The sequence below is a fragment of the Actinoplanes sp. NPDC048988 genome, assembly GCF_043197815.1.
Lineage (GTDB): Bacteria > Actinomycetota > Actinomycetes > Mycobacteriales > Micromonosporaceae > Actinoplanes.
The window spans coordinates 224,775-239,620 of the sequence record NZ_JBICTW010000004.1 but is presented as its reverse complement, the minus strand read 5'-3'; the positions used below and the strand labels follow the sequence as shown (position 1 = coordinate 239,620).

At 71.0% G+C, this 14,846-nt stretch carries 17 protein-coding genes; 11 read left to right on the top strand and 6 right to left on the bottom strand.

Annotated elements, in window-relative coordinates:
• The first annotated feature begins 43 nt into the window (after positions 1-43).
• Genes ACGFJ7_RS15460 through ACGFJ7_RS15450 form a run of 3 tightly spaced genes read left to right on the top strand, consistent with a single transcriptional unit; the run spans position 44 to position 2,612 of the window.
• Entirely contained in the window at positions 44-1,297 is a 1,254-nt protein-coding gene (locus ACGFJ7_RS15460) for a diguanylate cyclase domain-containing protein (protein ID WP_392642525.1), read from the top strand.
• Positions 1,298-1,353: 56 nt separating this feature from the next.
• Positions 1,354-1,818 (top strand): HIT domain-containing protein, encoded by a 465-nt coding sequence (locus tag ACGFJ7_RS15455; RefSeq protein ID WP_360243436.1) that lies wholly within the window; start codon positions 1,354-1,356, stop codon positions 1,816-1,818.
• Positions 1,806-2,612, top strand: coding sequence for an endonuclease/exonuclease/phosphatase family protein (locus ACGFJ7_RS15450; protein WP_392642524.1), 807 nt, complete (start codon positions 1,806-1,808; stop codon positions 2,610-2,612). Before ACGFJ7_RS15455 ends, ACGFJ7_RS15450 begins: the two co-directional genes overlap by 13 nt.
• Positions 2,613-2,628: 16 nt before the next feature.
• On the opposite strand, the gene ACGFJ7_RS15445 is transcribed toward ACGFJ7_RS15450, so the two are convergent.
• The gene (locus ACGFJ7_RS15445) at positions 2,629-3,186 is read right to left on the bottom strand and encodes a TetR family transcriptional regulator (protein WP_392642523.1); all 558 of its coding nucleotides are present in this window, start codon (positions 3,184-3,186) and stop codon (positions 2,629-2,631) included.
• Positions 3,187-3,241: 55 nt separating this feature from the next.
• On the opposite strand from ACGFJ7_RS15445, the gene ACGFJ7_RS15440 reads away from it, so the two are divergent.
• On the top strand, positions 3,242-4,375 hold the full coding sequence (locus ACGFJ7_RS15440) for an FAD-dependent monooxygenase (RefSeq protein WP_392642522.1): 1,134 nt from the start codon (positions 3,242-3,244) through the stop codon (positions 4,373-4,375).
• Here the strand turns inward: ACGFJ7_RS15440 and ACGFJ7_RS15435 are convergent.
• A complete protein-coding gene (locus ACGFJ7_RS15435) occupies positions 4,368-6,524 on the bottom strand; it encodes an elongation factor G-like protein EF-G2 (protein WP_360239531.1) in 2,157 nt (718 codons plus the stop codon). The two genes, ACGFJ7_RS15440 and ACGFJ7_RS15435, sit on opposite strands and share 8 nt — an antisense overlap.
• A 208-nt stretch (positions 6,525-6,732) precedes the next feature.
• On the opposite strand from ACGFJ7_RS15435, the gene pgsA reads away from it, so the two are divergent.
• From pgsA to ACGFJ7_RS15415, 4 genes are read left to right on the top strand one after another with little or no spacing between them, the layout of a single operon-like run.
• Positions 6,733-7,419 (top strand): phosphatidylinositol phosphate synthase, encoded by a 687-nt coding sequence (pgsA, locus tag ACGFJ7_RS15430; RefSeq protein WP_392642521.1) that lies wholly within the window; start codon positions 6,733-6,735, stop codon positions 7,417-7,419.
• Positions 7,416-8,279, top strand: a complete 864-nt coding sequence (locus tag ACGFJ7_RS15425; protein WP_360239525.1) for a phosphatidylinositol mannoside acyltransferase — start codon at positions 7,416-7,418, stop codon at positions 8,277-8,279. The genes pgsA and ACGFJ7_RS15425 overlap by 4 nt, the downstream gene beginning before the upstream one ends.
• A 10-nt stretch (positions 8,280-8,289) precedes the next feature.
• On the top strand, positions 8,290-9,432 hold the full coding sequence (locus ACGFJ7_RS15420) for a glycosyltransferase family 4 protein (protein ID WP_360239522.1): 1,143 nt from the start codon (positions 8,290-8,292) through the stop codon (positions 9,430-9,432).
• 57 nt (positions 9,433-9,489) lie between these two features.
• On the top strand, positions 9,490-10,020 hold the full coding sequence (locus tag ACGFJ7_RS15415) for a hypothetical protein (RefSeq protein ID WP_392642732.1): 531 nt from the start codon (positions 9,490-9,492) through the stop codon (positions 10,018-10,020).
• A gap of 955 nt (positions 10,021-10,975) precedes the next feature.
• Here ACGFJ7_RS15415 and pdxS read toward each other — a convergent pair.
• From pdxS to ACGFJ7_RS15395, 4 genes are all read right to left on the bottom strand, one after another.
• Positions 10,976-11,872, bottom strand: a complete 897-nt coding sequence (pdxS, locus tag ACGFJ7_RS15410; RefSeq protein ID WP_360239519.1) for a pyridoxal 5'-phosphate synthase lyase subunit PdxS — start codon at positions 11,870-11,872, stop codon at positions 10,976-10,978.
• Positions 11,873-11,968: 96 nt separating this feature from the next.
• Entirely contained in the window at positions 11,969-12,238 is a 270-nt protein-coding gene (fliQ, locus tag ACGFJ7_RS15405; protein ID WP_097324397.1) for a flagellar biosynthesis protein FliQ, read from the bottom strand.
• A 66-nt stretch (positions 12,239-12,304) separates the two neighbouring features.
• Positions 12,305-12,709, bottom strand: coding sequence for a VOC family protein (locus ACGFJ7_RS15400; RefSeq protein WP_392642520.1), 405 nt, complete (start codon positions 12,707-12,709; stop codon positions 12,305-12,307).
• Positions 12,706-13,125, bottom strand: coding sequence for an AraC family transcriptional regulator (locus ACGFJ7_RS15395; protein WP_360239514.1), 420 nt, complete (start codon positions 13,123-13,125; stop codon positions 12,706-12,708). Before ACGFJ7_RS15395 ends, ACGFJ7_RS15400 begins: the two co-directional genes overlap by 4 nt.
• 22 nt (positions 13,126-13,147) lie before the next feature.
• Here ACGFJ7_RS15395 and pdxT point away from each other — a divergent pair, with 22 nt between their 5' ends.
• Genes pdxT through ACGFJ7_RS15380 form a run of 3 tightly spaced genes read left to right on the top strand, consistent with a single transcriptional unit; the run spans position 13,148 to position 14,834 of the window.
• Positions 13,148-13,744 carry a pyridoxal 5'-phosphate synthase glutaminase subunit PdxT gene (gene pdxT, locus ACGFJ7_RS15390; protein WP_392642519.1) on the top strand — a complete coding sequence of 199 codons (597 nt, stop codon included), beginning with the start codon at positions 13,148-13,150 and terminating at the stop codon, positions 13,742-13,744.
• Between the two features lie 17 nt (positions 13,745-13,761).
• Positions 13,762-14,514 carry a YebC/PmpR family DNA-binding transcriptional regulator gene (locus tag ACGFJ7_RS15385; RefSeq protein ID WP_360239510.1) on the top strand — a complete coding sequence of 251 codons (753 nt, stop codon included), beginning with the start codon at positions 13,762-13,764 and terminating at the stop codon, positions 14,512-14,514.
• On the top strand, positions 14,442-14,834 hold the full coding sequence (locus ACGFJ7_RS15380) for a Uma2 family endonuclease (RefSeq protein ID WP_392642731.1): 393 nt from the start codon (positions 14,442-14,444) through the stop codon (positions 14,832-14,834). Before ACGFJ7_RS15385 ends, ACGFJ7_RS15380 begins: the two co-directional genes overlap by 73 nt.
• The last annotated feature ends 12 nt before the right edge of the window (positions 14,835-14,846 follow it).

Sequence of the window (14,846 nt, the reverse complement as noted above, 5' to 3'; positions counted from 1 at the left end):
GGGTCGGGTCAGGTGAATCCGGCGGGCGCCGATCTGCACCGCCGTGATCAAGAGCGAGAACGTGCTGGCCGGTTCGGGCCTCATCGTCGCGGCGGCGTGGTGGCTGATCGAGCCGACCGCCCGCGGCGGCGTGGAGGCGGCGGCCATCCTGGTCATGCTGGTGCTGCTCTCGCGCCTGCTCGCCAACCGGAACGAGAGCCTGCGCGCCCTGCGCCGGGCGGTCGCCCGGGAGCACGTGCTCAGCCAGCTCGGCACCTCCCTGATCATGACCACCGAGGCGGCCGAGGTGCACCGGCTCGCGGTGACCGCCGCCGGCGAGCTGCTGGCCGAGTGCCCCGGCGCCCGGGCCTCGACGGTCGAGGCGTCGGCCGAGGGCTTCTCGATCGCCGACTCGGCCGGTGACGACACCGGCGCCGTGCTCGGCCGCCAGGTGCCGGCGGCCAGCGTCCCGCCCGAGATCCTGACCCGGCTGATGGCCGGCGAGGTGGTCCGGGTGGCCGACATGGCCGCGGCCGGGTACGCCGACGTCGACCGGGCGACCCACCGCCCGTACATCCTGATGCCCCTGCGCAACGGCGACCGGTTCCTCGGCGTGCTCAGCGTCAGCGCCGACGCCGAACTGCCGGCCGAGGTGTTCCAGGCCCTTCAGGCGCTGCGCACCCAGGTGTCGCTGGCGCTGGCCAGCGTGGCCCTGACCGCCGAGCTGACCGATCGTGCCCTGCACGACCCGCTCACCGGGCTGGCCAACCGCGCGCTGCTGCGCGAACGGCTCACCGTCGCGCTGTCCCGCTCGCGCCGCAGCGGCCGCCCGGTCGGCGCCCTGCTGCTCGACCTCAACGGCTTCAAGCGGGTGAACGACATGCACGGGCACGCGGCCGGCGACGACCTGCTCAAGGTGGTGGCCGACCGGCTGCGCCGGTGCGTGCGTACGGAAGACGTGGTCGGCCGCCTCGGCGGGGACGAATTCGTGATCATCGCCGAGGACCTGCGGTCGGCCCGCGACGCCATGGTGATCGCGGACCGGGTCGTGGCCGCGCTGAACGAGACGGTACCGGTCGGGCGCCGGCAGCTGAGCACCCCGGCCAGCATCGGCATCGCCCTGTCCCACACCGACGTCAAGGACCCCGACGAGCTGCTGCGGATGGCCGACGCGGCGATGTACACGGCCAAGCGGCGCGGCGGCGGATCGTACGAGCTGCACGGCGCCACGTCGTACGCACCGGATGTCCTTCCCGCCGGGACCGTCCTCCCGGCCGCCGGGACCGTGGACCGGCGGCGGCCTAAGCTGCCCGTGTGACGGACGACGCTGCGTACGCCGAGACGGGTGAGCCGGACGGCCTGGAGCGGCTGTGGATGCCGCACCGGCTGGCCTACGTCACCGGCGAGGACCGCCCCGACGGCTGCCCGTTCTGCCTGGCCCCCGGCCTGCCCGAGGCGGACAGCCTGGTGGTGGCGCGCGGCGAGACCGTGTACGCGATCCTGAACCTGTACCCGTACAACCCCGGCCACCTCATGATCGTCCCGTTCCGGCACGTCGCCGACTACACGGACCTGACCGAGGACGAGACGGCCGAGCTGGCCGCCCTCACCCGGACCGGCATGCGGGTGCTGCGCTCGGTGAGCAGCCCGCACGGTTTCAACATCGGCATGAACCAGGGCTCGATCGCCGGCGCCGGCATCGCCGCCCACCTGCACCAGCACATCGTGCCCCGCTGGGGCGGCGACGCGAACTTCATGCCGGTGATCGGCCGCACGAAGGTCCTGCCCCAGCTGCTCGGCGAAACCCGGCAGCTCCTCATCAAAGCGTGGCCGTCGTAGTGCGGATCGCGAGCGTGAACGCGTGGGGTGGCGCGCTGTTCGACCAGCTGGCCGGGTGGCTGCCGGAAAGCGGGGCGGACGTCGTCTGCCTGCAGGAGGTGACGCGGACCCCGGGCCTGAGCGGGTGGACGCGCTTCGCGGACGAACACCGAAGTCTGCCCCAGCGAGCCGACCTTCTGCGGGACGTCCAGGTCGCGCTGCCAGGCCACCAGGCGATCTTCGTGGCGAGTGACGCCGGGCCCGTGGCGGACGGCGAGGGGGCTCGCCATCGACAGGACTTCGGCGTGGCGACGCTGATCGCCGACCATCTGCCCGTCATCGGTGTCGACTCGGCGTTCGTCCACGGCGAATTCGCCGATCACGTCGAATGGAGTGTCGCGGACCGGCCCCGCGTCGCGCTCGCCGTGCGTACGGCCGACCGCGCCGCCGGCCGCCCGGTCTGGATCGTCCAGGTGCACGGGCTGCGCGACCCGGCGGGCAAGGCGGACAGCCCGGCCCGTCGCCGGCAGGCGGAGCGGCTCGCGGAACTCGTGGTCCGCATCCGCGGCCCGCGTGACCTGGTGGTGCTCTGCGGAGACTTCAACCTGCGGCCCGAGAGCGAGACGTTCGGCATCCTCGCGGAGGTGGGTCTCACCGATCTGGTCGGAGAGGCTGACACCCGGACATCGCACTACGGCAAGCCGGTACGCCACGCGAGCTACCTGCTGGTGTCGGACATCGCCGCGGTCAAGAGCTTCGACATCATGGCCGCGCCGGAGGTCTCGGACCATCGCGCGCTGATCCTCGACCTCTGAGCCGCGGAAGCTGCCCTCAGGCGCTGGGGCGGGGCAGCTGCTGGAGGCCGGCGACGATCTGGTCGGGGCCGGGGGCGCCGGCCGGGTCGGTCAGCCACTGGGTGACGATGCCCGAGAGCAGGGCCATCTGTACCGAGCCGACGCCGCGGGCGGTCGCGTCGTCGATCTGATCCTCCGGTACGCCCAGCGCTATCGCGGCCATGCCCCGCCGGCCCGCGTCGAGGCCGGCCGCCAGCTGTTCGCGAAGGACCGGGTTGTGCTCGGCCTGGATCATCACCTCGACGCTGGCCAGCCACAGCGGCCGGTCGGCCTCGATCGACGCGATGATGCGCCGCCAGAAACCGGCCGGTGTGCCGTCGCCGGAGGACAGGGCCCTGCCCAGGGTCTCGCCCCACTCCTGCATGGCGGCGAGCATGGCCGCTGTCATCAGCGCCTCGGTCGAGCCGTAGTGGTAGCCGATCGATCCCAGGTTGGTGCCGGAGAGGGCCACGATGTCGCGCGCCGTGGTTCGCGCGTACCCCTTCTCGTACAGCGCTCGCTTGGCTCCCGCCAGCAGGTCTTCCCGGTGCCCCATGACCGTGGATCCTAACTTCTATACAAACGTATAAGACGTTTGTATAGTGCGAGGCATGACGATCCTCATCTCGGGCGCCGGCGTGGCCGGCCCGGCATTGGCTTACTGGTTGACCCGGCACGGGCGGCGGGTCGAGATCGTGGAAAGGGCGCCGGAACCGCGCGCCGGCGGCTACAAGGTCGACGTGCGCGGAGCGGCCAGCACCGTGCTCGGGCGGATGGGGCTGCTCGCGGCGGCGAAGGCGGCCGACACCGGGATGCGCCGGATCACGTACGTCAGCAAGCGGGGTAAGACGATCGCGGCGCTGCCGGCCGACCTGATCATGGGGCGGCGTGGGGACGACGTGGAGATCATGCGAGGGGATCTGGGGCGGATCCTGCACGACGCGACCGTGGAGGAGACCGATTACCGCTTCGGGGACGCGATCGCCTCGCTCGAGGACGGGCCGGACGGGGTCGACGTCACGTTCACCAGCGGGCGTGCCGGGCGCTACGAGCTGGTCGTCGGGGCCGACGGGCTGCACTCGGCGACCCGGCGGCAGGTGTTCGGGGAGGTGCCGCTGACCCACCTCGGCGGCAACATCGCCATCTTCACCACCGAGAACACGCTCGGGATCGACCGGGAGGAGATCATGTACGCCGAGCCGGGGCGCCTGATCTTCGCGTACGCCGCGGGCGGCCCGGCCCGAGTCGGAATGATCTTCGCGGGGGAACCCAAGAGCTCCATCGACGAAGCCTTCCGCGGCGGCGGCTGGCGCACGGCGGAACTGCTGGCCGCCATGCAGAAGGCCGGCGACCTGTACTTCGACTCGCTCAGCCAGGTCGAGGCGCCGCGATGGTCGTCGGGCCGGGTCGCGCTGCTGGGCGACGCCGCCCACTGCCCGTCACCCGCCTCGGGCCAGGGCACGAGCATGGCCCTGGTCGGGGCGTACGTCCTGGCCGAAGCGCTGGCCGAGGCCGGTGACCACACGGCCGCGTTCGCCACGTACGAGAGCCGGATGCGCCCGTACGTGGCCAAGAACATGGCGTTCGGCCGCCGGATGGTCAAGGACATGGTGCCCGGCGGCCGCTTCGCCATCGCGTTCCGCAACTACGGCATGCGCACCCTCAAGTACCACCCGCGCAAGGAGCAGGTGATCGAGAGGGTGCTGGCGCCCCTGCGCGAGGCGGCCACCGCGATCGCTATTTAGAGCTGTGATCCTTGCGTACGGCCTCGGCCAGGTGCGACGGCATCGGCTCGTGCCGGACGTACGTGCGGGTGAAGGTGCCCGAGCCCGACGACAGCGCCCGCAGCTCGACCGCGTAGCGGACCAGTTCGGTGGCCGGCACCTCGGCGCGGACCAGGCTGTGGTCGCCGTCGTTGTCGGTGCCGAGCGGGCGGCCGCGGCGGCCGGACAGGTCGCTCATCACCGGGCCGACGTAGACGTCGGGCACCCGGACCACGATCTCGTCGATCGGCTCGAGCAGGGTCACCTGGCCCGCGCCGGCCGCCTCGCGCAGGGCCAGCGCGCCGGCCGTCTGGAACGCGGCGTCCGACGAGTCGACGCTGTGCGCCTTGCCGTCGTGCAGCGTGACCCGCAGGTCGACCACCGGGTAGCCGGCTACCAATCCGCGTTCGAGCTGCGCCCGTACGCCCTTCTCGACCGACGGGATGTAGTTGTGCGGCACCGCGCCGCCCACCACCTTGTCGACGAACTCGAAGCCGGAGCCGCGGGGCAGGGGCTCGACGGTGATGTCGCAGACCGCGTACTGGCCGTGGCCGCCGGACTGCTTCACGTGCCGGCCGTGCCCCTTGGCCGGGCAGCCGAAGGTCTCGCGCAGCGGCACCTTCACCGGCTCGGTGTCGAGCTCGACACCGCCGGAGCGCAGCCGGTCGAGCACCACGTCGGCGTGTGACTCGCCCATCGTCCAGAGCACCAGCTGGTGCGTGTCGGCGTTGCGTTCCAGGCGCATGGTCGGGTCGCCCGCGACCAGCCGGGCCAGGTTCTTGGCCAGGGCGTCCTCGTCCGAGCGGGACTTGGCGACCACGGCGATCGGCAGCAGCGGCTCGGGCATCGACCACGGCTCCATGAGCAGTGGCTGGTCCTTGCCGCTGAGCGTGTCACCGGTCTCGGCGCTGCCCGACTTGGTGATCGCGCAGATGTCGCCGGCGATGGCGTACGGGACCTCGCGCAGCTGGGCGCCGAGCGGCGAGTAGACGTGGGCGACCCGCTCGTCCGCGTCGTGGTCGGGGTGGCCGCGCTCGGCCAGGCCGTGGCCGGAGACGTGCAGGACCTGCTCGGGGCGCAGGGTGCCGGAGAAGACCCGGACCAGTGAGACCCGGCCCACGTGCCGGTCGATGGTGGTCTTGACCACCTCGGCCACCAGCGGGCCGTCGGGGTCGCAGGTGATCGGCGGCCGCGGCGAGCCGTCCACGCCGGTGACCACCGGCGGCTCGTGTTCCAGCGGCGACGGCGCCCCGGTGACCAGGCCGTCGAGCAGCGCGTCGAGGCCGACGCCGGTGCCCGCGCAGACCGGGATGACCGGGTAGAAGTTGCCCCGGGCGACCGCCTTCTCCAGGTCGGGGACCAGGGTGGCGGTGCTGATCAGCTCGCCGCCGAGGTAGCGGTCCATGAGGGTCTCGTCCTCGCTCTCGGCGATGATGCCCTCGATCAGCGCGTTCCGGTCGTCGGAGATCGGGTTGAGGTGTTCCCGCTCGGCCTCGCGCTCCTTCGGCGGGTAGCCCTCGGAGTAGTCCAGCACCCGCAGCGTGACCAGCCCGATCAGGCCGACGACGGACTGGCCGTCGTCGCCGAGCATGGGCTGGTAGATCGGCATCACGTTCTCGCCGAACTTCTCCTGGCAGTCCTCGAGGGTCTGCTCGTAGTCGGCCCGCGGATGGTCGAGCCGGGTGATGGCGACGGCCCGGGGCATGCCGACGGCGGCGCACTCCTCCCACAGGGCGGCGGTGGCCTCGTCGACGCCGTCGACGGCCGAGACGACGAAGAGCGCGGCGTCCGCGGCCCGCAGGCCGGCGCGCAGCTCCCCGACGAAGTCGGCGTAACCGGGCGTGTCCAGGAGGTTGATCTTGGTGTCGTGGTAGCTGAGCGGCGCGCAGGACAGCGACACCGAGCGCTGCTGGCGGATCGCGGCCGGATCGTGGTCGGACACCGTGGTGCCCTCGGTCACCGAGCCGGCCCGCGAGATCGTGCCGGTGGCCGCCAGCAGGGCCTCGACCAGGGTCGTCTTCCCCGAGCCGGAGTGTCCCACCAGCACCACGTTGCGTACTCTGCCGGGCTCGGTCACCACCGGCGCCGTGGCGCCGTTGAGCCCCTTCTCCGAGGAGGTCTTCTGCGCCATTGCGGCCCGCTCCCGTCGTTTCGAGACTGTTGGTAAATCCCACACCCGCTGGTATACGGCTGGCAACCCTTTGTAGTCGGCAAACGAGGCAAGAATGCCTTTAGTCCGCTTAAGGGCGGTGGCGGGGTGGTTGGACGGGAGAACGATACGGCCACGGTCGGTTGCCTGAGCGCCAGGACCCCGAGGTCGCCGATAAGGTGGTCAGGCCATGGCAAAGATCGTCCAAGTTCCCGCGCGCGCCGTAGTCGCCTACGGCGTCAACCCGACCGCACGCTTCCTGCTGCGCATCGGGGTCACGCCCAACGCCGTCACCGTCGCCGGCACCATCGGTGTGCTGATCGGCTCCTACTTCGGCGCGAGGGGTCACCTGTTCTGGGCGACCTGGATCGTCACCGCCTGCGCGCTGACCGACGTGCTCGACGGCACGATGGCCCGCATGCGCGGCGGCGGCGGCAAATTCGGCGCCCTGCTCGACTCGTCGATGGACCGGATCGCCGACGCCGCCGTCTTCGGCGCTGTCGCGTTCTACCTGGCCGGCGAGGACAACCCGTACGGCGGAATGATCGCCGCTCTGATCAGCCTGGCCGCCGGCCAGGTGGTGTCGTACGTGAAGGCGCGCGCCCAGAGCCTGGGCCTGAACGCCGACGTCGGCATCGCCGAGCGCCTCGAGCGGCTGGTCATCGTCGGCATCGGCGGCCTGCTCGGCAGCGCCGGGCTCGAGTGGGGCCTGCCGGCCGCGCTGTGGGTGCTGGCCGCCCTGTCCATCGTCACGATCTTCCAGCGCCTGGTCTCGGCGAGCCGCTCCGACCTGCCGGCCGGCGCGCGCACCGAGCCGACAGTGGCCGACTCGCCGGTCGCCGTCCCGCCGGTCGACCCCAAGGATCCGGCTGCGTGAAAGACGGCCTGATCGAGTTCGGCTACGCGGCCGGGTGGCGGCTGGTCCGCGCCCTGCCGCTGCCGGTGGCGCGGCGCCTGTTCACGGCCGCGGCCGACCGGGCGTACGGCAAGAACGGTCCCGGAACCCAGCGCCTGCGCCGCAACCTTCAGCAGGTCGTGCCGGACATGCCCGACGAGCTGGTGCGCGACGGCCTGCGGTCGTACGCCAGGTACTGGATGGAGGCCTTCCGGCTGCCGTCGCAGACCAGGCAGCAGTTCCTGGACGGCTTCGCCATCTCCGCCGAACACTACGACTGGCTCAAGACGGCGATGTCCGACGGCAACGGCGTGGTCCTCGCGCTGCCGCACGTCGGCAACTGGGACGCGGCCGCGGCGTGGGTCGTCTCCAACGGCTGGCCCATGGTCACCGTGGCCGAGCGGCTCCAGCCCGAGGGCGTCTTCCAGCAGTTCGTGGCCTATCGCGAGAAGCTCGGCATGGAGGTGCTTCCGCTCACCGGCGGTCAGCGCCCGCCGCTCGACGTGCTCGCCGAACGTCTCCAGCAGGGCTTCGCGGTGTGCCTCCTCGGCGACCGCGACCTCTCGCGGAGCGGGGTCGAGGTCACCTTCTTCGGCGGCCGTACGAAGATGCCGGCCGGCCCGGCCATCCTGGCCATCCGCACCGGCGCGCCACTGTTCGGCGTCGACCTGTCATTCACGGACACCCAGACGGTCGCCGTGCTGCGGCGGGTCACCCCGCCGACGGACGGGCCGTTGGACGTACGGGTCAAGCAGACCACCCAGATGCTGGCCGACGCCTACGCCGAGGGCATAGCCGAGCACCCGCAGGACTGGCACATGCTGCAGAAACTGTGGCTGTAGGGAGAGTGCCATGCGGATCGGGATCGTCTCGCCCTACTCGTTCGACGTGCCCGGCGGCGTGCAGAACCACATCATGGACCTCTCCGAGGCCCTGATCGGTCTCGGGCACGAGGTGTCGGTGTTGGCGCCGGCCGACGAGGACGCGGACCTTCCGCCGTACGTGGTCCCGGCCGGCCGGGCGCTGCCGCTGCCCTACAACGGCTCGGTCGCCCGGATCGCCTTCGGCCCGGTCTCGACGGCCCGGGTACGGCGCTGGCTCAACAAGGGCCAGTTCGACGTGCTCCACGTGCACGAGCCGATGACGCTCAGCCTGTCGCTGCTGGCCGTGCTGTCGGCCCGCGGCCCCGTGGTGGCCACCTTCCACACGGCGATGACCCGCTCCCGGGCCCTGTCCGCCGCCCAGGGCCTGCTCCAACTGGTCGTCGAGAAGATCACGGCCCGGATCGCGGTCAGCGAACTCGCCCGCAAGGTGCAGGTGGAACACCTGGGCGGGGGAGCGGTGGAGATCCCGAACGGGGTCGCGGTGGCCAAGTTCGCCGGCGCCGAACCCATGGACGGCTGGCCCGGCGACGGCGGCACGCTCGGCTTCCTGGGCCGCTTCACCGAACCCCGCAAGGGCTTCGAGCTGCTGCGCTCGGCCTTCGTGACGCTCGCCGCCCGCCGGCCCGGCCTGCGCCTGCTGGTCGCCGGCCCGGGCGACCGGGACGACCTGTACGGCCCGATCCCGGCCGAGCTGCACGACCGCGTGACCTTCCTGGGCCTGGTCTCGGAGGCCGACAAGGCGCGCATGCTGCGCAGCGTCGACGTGTACGTCGCCCCGAACACCGGCGGCGAGAGCTTCGGCATGATCCTCACCGAGGCGATGGCGGCCGGCACGGCCATCGCGGCCAGCGACCTGGACGCCTTCCGCCGGGTCCTCGACGGCGGCCGGGCCGGCGCCCTCTTCCCGACCGGCGACGCCTCGGCCCTGTGCGGCCTGCTCGACCAGCTGCTGGACGATCAGGAACGCCGCGCCGCCCTGTCGGCGGCGGCGAGCGTCGCGGTGGGCGCCTTCGACTGGCCGAGCGTGGCCCAGCGGGTGCTGGAGGTGTACGCGACGGCCATCGAGGCCACCGACGGCCGTGTGATGGACGACGAGCCGTTCACTTCCTGAGTCTCGGCTGTGACGGGCCGGACATGCCCTAACATGCGCAAGCGCCGGGGCACTACCATTCCCGCCATGTGGTGGGTCCTGGCAGTCGTAGCGGTGGTCGCACTGCTGACGGCATATCTGGGCTGGACCGCCCACCGGGTCGAGCGCGTCCACGTGCGGGCCCAGTCGGCCGAGCGGGCCCTCGACGCCCACCTGATGCGCCGCGCCGCCGCAGCCGCCGTGGTGGCCGAACACGGCGACCACGTGGAGCTCTACGCCGCGGCCCGCCTGGCCCTGGACGCCGCCCCCGGCGACCGCGAGTCCGCCGAGAACGACCTGACCCGCCAGCTCAACGCGGTCCAGGTCGACGAAACCGACCCGGCCGCCCGCACCCTGACCGCGACAAGCCGCCGCGTGGTCCTGGCCCGCCAGGTACACACCGACACGGTCCGCGACGCTCTGACGGCCCGCCGCCGCCTCCTGGTCCGCGCCCTGCGCCTGGCTCGCCGTTATCCCCGCCCTCAGTACTTCGACATCGAAGACCCAGCCCTGCCCCTGGCAGTGGTCCCGGCCCCCGCCGCCCCACCGGTCCCCCTGGAAGCGGTCTAACCCACCCCGCGGACGGGCATCGCCCCAGCGGCCCCGTGGAAGCTAATCCACCCTCCGCGCGCGGCATCCGCCCCAGCGGTCCTGTGGAAGCTGTCCACCCTCCGCGCGCGGCATCCGCCCCAGCGGTCCTGTGGAAGCTAATCCACCCTCCGCGCGCGGCATCCGCCCCAGCGGTCCTGTGGAAGCTGTCCACCCTCCGCGCGCGGCATCCGCCCCCAGCGCCCTCGTGCGGGCGCCCCCTGCTTCCTGCGTCAGCGCTGGTCCGCTCTTCTCTGCGTAAGCGCTGGTCTGCTCTTCTCTGCGTAAGCGCGCGTTCGCTCTGCTGCGGAGCGCCCGCCTGCCCATACTCGCCGCCCTTCTTCCTCGCGCCGAGACGGCATTCTGTTTACCGCTCGCGCACAACCTCTAAGTGAGATTTGTCCGTACTTATGAGGACTTGGCAGGTTGGGCTCGGCGGGAGCGAGCGCTGCGGAGGGGCTACGAGAGCTGCTGAGCGTGTCGGGGCGCCGTGAGGATTGGCTTGCCGAGGGGCGCGGAAGGGGGAGTCGTGGGGCATGGCGCGGGAGGGGTCGACAGTGGGCGCTGGGGTTGGCGCGGGAGCGGCTGGAGGTTGGAGCGTGGGAGTGGGGTGGGCGCTGGGGTTGGCGCGGGAGCGGCTGGAGGTTGCAGCGTGGGAGTGGGGTGGACGCTGGGGTTGGCGCGGGAGCAGCTGGAGGTCGGAGCGTGGGAGTTCGGTGGGCGCTCGGGTCGGCGCGGGGGCGGTCGCGGTCGGAGGTGGCGGGAGCTGGGCGGGTTGGGGTTGGCGCCGAACCGGCCGGAGGGCGGTGCGGAGAAGGAGTTGCAGGGAGGCCGTCGCTGCGGCGGGGGCGGTCAGGGTTTGGCGGAGCGGTGTGTGTGCGTACCGCTGGAAGAGCGTGACCTGACCGCCCGGGCTTGCGAAGGCGCCGGCGGGGAGTTACCAGCCGCGTTCGGCTAGGCGGTGGGAGACGGGGACGTCGTCGACGTTGATGCCTACCATGGCCTCGCCCAAGCCTCGGGAGACCTTGGCCAGGACGTCGGGGTCGTCGTGGAACGTGGTGGCCTTGACGATGGCGGCGGCGCGCTGGGCCGGGTTGCCCGACTTGAAGATGCCGGAGCCGACGAAGACGCCCTCGGCGCCCAGCTGCATCATCATGGCGGCGTCGGCGGGGGTGGCGATGCCGCCGGCGGTGAACAGGACGACCGGGAGCTTGCCCAGTTCGGCTACCTCTTTGACCAGGTCGTACGGGGCCTGGAGCTCCTTGGCCGCGACGAACAGCTCGTCCTCTGGGAGAGTCTGCAGGCGGCGGATCTCCTGGCGGATCTTGCGCATGTGGGTGGTGGCGTTCGAGACGTCGCCGGTGCCGGCCTCGCCCTTCGAGCGGATCATGGCGGCGCCCTCGGTGATGCGGCGCAGGGCCTCGCCCAGGTTGGTGGCGCCGCAGACGAACGGGGCCGTGAAGTTCCACTTGTCGATGTGGTTGGCGTAGTCGGCGGGGGTCAGCACCTCGGACTCGTCGATGTAGTCGACGCCGAGCGACTGCAGGATCTGCGCCTCGACGAAGTGGCCGATGCGGGCCTTGGCCATCACCGGGATGGAGACGGCGTTGATGATGCCGTCGACCATGTCGGGGTCGGACATGCGGGAGACGCCGCCCTGCGCGCGGATGTCGGCCGGTACGCGCTCGAGGGCCATGACCGCGACCGCGCCGGCGTCCTCGGCGATCTTCGCCTGCTCGGGGGTGACGACGTCCATGATGACGCCGCCCTTGAGCATCTCGGCCATGCCGCGCTTGACGCGGGCGGTCCCGACGGCGGGCTTGTTGTCGGACATGGGAATCGGCTCCTCACGCAGGGATGTCGGTGCCGAGAAGCGTAGGCAGCGGCCGGGGATCGGACGATGGCCAATCGACCCCCAGGTGGCCTGCTGTCACGCCAGCAGCTGCGGGATCCGGGCGAAGAGCTGCTCGGTGTACGTGATCATCTCGTGCAGCATCCAGTTGCCGGAGAACAGCAGGGCCGCACCGACGGCGGCGGCCTTCGGGACGAACGAGAGCGTCGCCTCCTGGATCTGGGTGACCGACTGGAACAGCGAGATGGCGAAGCCGACGACCAGCGCCGTGATCAGCGTCGGCGCGCACATCTTGGCCGCGATGGTCATCGCCTGCAGGCCCAGCTCCACGATCATCGTGTCGGTCATACCCTGCTTTTCGGGCCTTGCCGGGAGCGCGCTGAGTGCGGGACGGTTGCGAAACGGTTAGAACGCTCAGGTTCGCGGCTCGACGAGCACCAGCCAGTTGCCGGTGTTGTCGCGCATGACGGCCTCGACGCCGTACGGCCGGTCGGAAGGCTCTTGAAGGAAGACCACGCCCGCGGCGCTGAGTTCGGCGTACGTCTTGTGACAGTCGTCCACGCGCAGGCCGAGGCCGCCGATCTGACCCGACTCGAGCTGCTGGCGCACGAGATCGGCGGACTCCGGTGACAGGGGCGGGCCCGGCACCATGAGGGTGACCTCCAGTTCGGGCTGGGCCGGATGCGCGATGGTGACCCAGCGGAACTCGCCGAGCATGGTGTCGACGCGCGGCTCGAAGCCCAGGTGCTCGACGTAGAAGTCGCGGGTGGCGTCCTGGTCGAGGCAGTAGACCGTGGTCAGCGAGATGTTCAGAATCATGGGCTGACGCTAGGCCCGGTGTCGCCGGCCGCGCTTCTCCCCGATTGCGGTATGACGCCGCGCATGAACAGATAGCAGCCCGGAATGTGGGGATTGTCGGTGGCGTAGCGGCGCTGGTAGGCGGCCGGGCTCTCGCCGACCAGCTCGGTGAAGCGCGAGGAGAACGAGCCCAGGGACGAGAAGCCCACGGCCATGCAGACCTCGGTGACGGTCAGGTTGGCGTGGCGCAGCAGCTCCTGGGCGTGCGCTATGCGGCGGCGGGACAGGTAATGGATGGGTGTCACGCCGTACGCCGACCGGAACGCCCGTACCAAATGAAAGCGCGACATGCCCGCCAAGCGCGACAAATCGCTCAGCCTGATCTGGTCGGCGGAATGCCGGTCGATGTGGTCGCGCACCCGGCGCAGGGCGAACACGCGACGAGCCTAAGCTTGCCCGGTGAACATCGGAGTGCTGGCCCTGCAGGGCGACGTGCGCGAACACCTGGCCGCGCTGGCCGAGAGCGACGTCCTGGCCCGGCCCGTCCGGCGGCCCGAGGAGCTGGCCGACGTCGAGGCGCTGGTGATCCCCGGCGGCGAGTCGACAGCCATCAGCAACCTGGCCGTGGCGTTCGGGCTGCTCGACCCGATCCGCAAGCGGATCGCCGACGGCATGCCCGTCTACGGCTCCTGCGCCGGCATGATCATGCTGGCCTCGACGGTGCTCGACGGACGGAAGGACCAGGAGTCCTTCCAGGGGATCGACATGACCGTACGGCGCAACGCGTTCGGCCGGCAGGTCGACTCGTTCGAGGCCGCGGTGACGATCGAGGACATCGCCGGCGACGATTTTCACGCCGTTTTCATCCGCGCGCCATGGGTCGAGGAGGTCGGCGACGACGTGCGGGTGTTGGGCCGCGTGAGCGACGGTCCCGCCGCCGGTAGGATTGTCGCCGTTCGGCAGGGCAACCTGCTCGCCACGGCTTTCCACCCGGAGCTCACCGGCGATCTTCGCGTCCACCGGTACTTCGTCGAGATGGTCCGCCAGGCCGCCTGACAACACGGAGGTTTTGCATGTCCGGCCACTCCAAGTGGGCGACGACCAAGCACAAGAAGGCCGTCATCGACGCCAAGCGCGGCAAGATGTTCGCCAAGCTCATCAAGAACATCGAGGTCGCGGCCCGCACCGGCGGTGGGGACCCGGCGGGCAACCCGACCCTCTACGACGCCATCCAGAAGGCGAAGAAGAGCTCCGTCCCCAACAACAACATCGACAACGCGGTCAAGCGGGGCTCCGGCCTCGAGGCCGGCGGCGCCGACTGGCAGACGATCATGTACGAGGGTTACGGCCCCAACGGCGTGGCGCTGCTCATCGAGTGCCTGACCGACAACCGGAACCGCGCGGCCACCGAGGTGCGGACGGCCCTGACTCGCAACGGCGGCACGTTCGCCGACGCCGGCAGCGTGTCGTACCTGTTCAATCGCAAGGGCATCGTGATCGTGCCGAAGGCGGGCCTGAGCGAGGACGACCTCATGATGGCCGTCCTCGACGCGGGCGCCGAGGAGATCAACGACCTGGGCGACTCCTTCGAGGTCGTCAGCGAGCCGACCGACATGGTGGCGGTCCGCACGGCGGTCGTCGACGCCGGCATCGAGTACGACTCGGCCGAGTCCTCCCTGGTCCCCACGATGACCGTCCCGGTCGACGAGGAGGCCGCCCGCAAGGTCTTCAAGCTGATCGACGCCCTCGAGGACTGCGACGACGTCCAGAACATCTTCGCGAACTTCGACGTCAGCGACGAGGTCATGGCCGCCATCGACGCCTGATATCGCATCCGGGAAACGGGGCCTGGTCGCTGCGGCGGCCGGCCCCGTTTCAGGTTTCGAGCCTGCCGGGATCGTCCTACAGCCTGGTCGTCGAAGTCGTGTCGGAGCGGTCACCGAACGGTGAGTACACCGAAAAGGCTGCTTGGTATGCGGAGCAGGGCATCCCTGAGTACTGGATCGTGGATCAGGCCGAGGGGCGCCCCGACGACGACGGGCTCGTGCGCATCCACCGTCTGACATTGACTGGTGACGTGCCTGCCTACATCCGGGAACGCAATGTCCTTCTCTCCGAGCTCGAGTCCGAGTACCGCACCCGTTGAGTCGGCGCAGGA